This is a genomic window from Stenotrophomonas sp. 2YAF22 (assembly GCF_052114665.1).
Classification (GTDB): domain Bacteria; phylum Pseudomonadota; class Gammaproteobacteria; order Xanthomonadales; family Xanthomonadaceae; genus Stenotrophomonas; species Stenotrophomonas indicatrix.
Map to the genome: position 1 here is coordinate 1 of NZ_JBFRFE010000481.1, position 3,402 is coordinate 3,402.

The 3,402-nt window shown below is 67.5% G+C and carries 2 protein-coding genes; one reads left to right on the top strand and one right to left on the bottom strand.

The window, feature by feature from the left end:
• Positions 1-26 precede the first annotated feature (26 nt).
• The gene (locus tag AB4Y84_RS16825; RefSeq protein ID WP_442244329.1) at positions 27-1,151 is read right to left on the bottom strand and encodes a pyridoxal phosphate-dependent aminotransferase; all 1,125 of its coding nucleotides are present in this window, start codon (positions 1,149-1,151) and stop codon (positions 27-29) included.
• 181 nt (positions 1,152-1,332) lie between these two features.
• Between AB4Y84_RS16825 and ligA the strand changes: the two genes are divergently transcribed.
• Positions 1,333-3,402 (top strand): NAD-dependent DNA ligase LigA (gene ligA / locus AB4Y84_RS16830; RefSeq protein WP_442250489.1); only part of this gene is annotated, 2,070 nt, incomplete at its 3' end.

The window sequence follows — 3,402 nt, forward strand, 5'->3', positions numbered from 1 at the left end:
ACAAAGGTTCGCCCCTGCCAACTGTGTCAGGCCGGTACGCCTGCCACCCTCGCGAACGCGCTGCGGAAGCGCACCATCTCTTCCTCGGTGCCCACGGTCACGCGCACGCGCTGCGGCCAGATTGGCCAGCTGCGGCCGATCACCACGCCGTTGTCCGCCATGTCTTTGGCGAAGGCAGCGCCGTCGCGCTGTACATCCACCACGAAGCAGTTTGCTTCGGTCGGCAGGCAGTTGAAGCCACGCTTGCCCAGCCAGGCGATGGTGCTCTGCCGGATCCTGGCATTCTGCAGGCGTCGCTGCGGGATCAGTTGGGGGTCACGCAGGCTGGCCAGGGCTGCCGCAAGCGCAGGCACGGGCAGCGGGTTCTCGCCCAGGCTGGCCAGCTCGCGCAGGCGTTCGGGATGCGCTGCAGCCACGCCGAGGCGTAGGCCGGCCATGCCGTAGAGCTTGGAGAAGGTGCGCAGCACGATCAGGTCATCGCGCCGGGCTACCTGTGCAATCAGGCTGGGCTGTTCGCTGTACTGCAGATAGGCCTCGTCCAGCAGCACGCGGGTGCCGGCTGGCTTGTTGGCCAGCAGCCAGGCCAGTTCTTCGGCGGGACTGATCGAGCCGGTGGGATTGTTGGGATTGCACACGTACAGCAGGCCGGTCGGCTGCGCGTGCGCGGCGGCAACCATCGCGCGCAGGTCGTGCGCGCCATCGCTGCGCAGCGGTACCTTCTGCACATGGGCGCCACGCGCGGCTGCCATCTCACCCAATGTCTCGAAGGTCGGGTCGGCCACTACCAGGCCCGCCTGCGGGCCGGTCCACAGCGTCGCCGCACGGTTCAGCGGTTCGCTGGAGCCCGGATACAGGCGCACGTGGTCAGCGGGAATGCCGGCCTGGGCAACGAAGGCATCGCGTACCTCACCGGCCAGGGCGAAGCGGTAACGCCCGCAGCTGGCGATGCTGTCGCGTGCCGCCTGCTGGGCGGCGGGCGAGGGGCCATAGGGGCATTCGTTGAAGTTCAGCAGCACCGCGCCTTCATTGGCGTTTGGCGAAGTCACGGTCGCTGGCTGTGCCTGGGCCGACCGGGGCGGGCCGCTGCTGGCGAGGGCGAGTCCGGCGCCGGCCAGTTGCAGGAAGTGACGACGGGAGGCAGGCAGGGTCACAGGGGTAGTTCCGGAAGGGCGACCGACGCACGCTAGCGCTGGCAGTGATTGCCGGCAAGCGGTCGTGCAGAGTCAGGCCGCGCTCGGCTGCTGTTCGCCACCCGTTGAGCCGCGCTCGACGCTACAGACAGGCCCTGACGCGCAGGCGCGGTAGAATTCCCGGCCATCCCAGAACCCGCGGATTCCGATGAGCCCCAGCCCCGCCGAACGTGCCGAAGACCTGCGCCGGCAGATCGCCCAGGCCAATCGCGCCTATCACGAGCTGGATGCGCCGGAGATCCCCGACGTCGACTACGACCGCCTGGTGCGCGAGCTGGAGGCGCTGGAGCGCGAGCATCCTGATCTCGCCCGTGCCGACAGCCCGACCCAGCAGGTCGGGGCACGTCCGTCGGGACGTTTCGCCGAAGTCACCCATGCAGTACCGATGCTGTCGCTGTCCAATGCCTTCAGCGATGAGGAAGTGGCCGACTTCGTGCGCCGCATCGATGAGCGCCTGCGCCGCGGCACCCTGCGTTTTTCCGCCGAACCGAAGATGGACGGCCTGGCGATCAGCCTGCGTTATGAGGACGGTCATTTCGTGCTGGGCGCCACCCGGGGCGATGGCAGCACCGGTGAGGACGTGACCGCCAACCTGCGCGAGATCGGCGACATTCCCAAGCGCCTGAAAGGCAGGGACTGGCCGGATGTGCTGGAAGTGCGCGGTGAGGTCTACATGGCCCGCGCCGACTTCGAGGCCTACAACGAGCGCGCGCGCCTGCATGGTGGCAAGGTGCTGGCCAATCCGCGCAATGCCGCGGCCGGTTCGCTGCGCCAGCTTGACCCGAAGATCAGTGCGCAGCGCAGGCTCAGTTTCTTCACCTACGGTACCGGTGAAGTGCAGGGTGGTGAGCTGCCCGATACGCATTCGGGCACGCTGGCACAGCTGCGCGAATGGGGCTTCCCGGTCAGCGATCTGTGCCAGGTGGTGGAAGGTAGCGACGGCCTGCTGGCGTACTACCGTGACATCGGCGAGCGTCGCGACGGCCTGGCATTCGACATTGATGGCGTGGTCTACAAGCTCGATGACCGCGCCGGCCAGCAGGCCATGGGCTTCGTGTCGCGCGCACCACGCTGGGCCATCGCGCACAAGTTCCCGGCGCAGGAACAGAGCACTACGCTGGAGGCCATCGAAATCCAGATCGGCCGTACCGGTGCTGCCACCCCGGTGGCGCGCCTTGCGCCGGTCGCGGTGGCTGGGGTGATCGTGTCCAACGCAACCCTGCACAACGCTGACCAGATCGCGCGCCTGGATGTGCGCGTGGGCGACAGTGTGATCGTGCGCCGTGCCGGCGATGTGATTCCGGAAGTGGTCAGCGTCATCCTCGATCGCCGCCCTGCGGGCACCACGCCCTGGCAGATGCCGACCAGCTGCCCGGTGTGCGGCTCGGAAATCGTGCGCGAGGAAGGGGCTGCTGCCTGGCGTTGTTCGGGCGAGCTGTCCTGCCCGGCGCAGCGCAAGGAGGCCATCGCCCACTTCGCTTCACGACGGGCGATGGATATCGACGGCCTTGGCGATAAGTACATCGAAACCCTGGTGGACGCCGGCATCGTCAGGAGCGTGGCCGATCTGTACCGCCTCACCCGCGACCAACTGCTGCACCTGAAGCTGGTGTTGGACGCAGAAGACCCTTCGGCACTCGCGGCCAGCCTGAAACTGCACCTGCCGGCCGAAGGCAGTGGCGCGGTGCTCAACGCTGTGTTGAAACTGGATGGCAACGATACGGGGTGGCGCGCGCAGGCATTGGCGCAGCCGGCGGCCTTCGAATGGAACACGAAGAAGATCGCCACCAAGTGGGCTGACAACCTGATCGCAGCGATCGATGCCAGCCGTGATGCGACGCTGGAGCGACTGCTGTTCGCACTGGGCATCGAGCACGTCGGCGAGAGCACCGCCAAGGCATTGGCATTGTGGTTTGGCGATCTGGCGTTGATCCGCCGTCTGCCGTGGCCGCTGTTCAAGCGCGTGCCCGACATCGGTGGCGAAGTGGCGCGCTCGCTGGGCCATTTCTTCGAACAGGAAGGCAACCAGCAGGCCATCGACGCGCTGCTGCAGGTGGGGCAGGTGCGCATCAGCGACGTGCACCCGCCAAGTGCGAAGCTGCGCGAGGGGCTGGACCTTGCCCAGCTGCTGGTCGAAGCGGAGATTCCCGGCATTACCCGCCTGCGTGCCGAGAAGCTGGTGGCCGCACTGCCCAGCGCGCAGTCGGTGCTG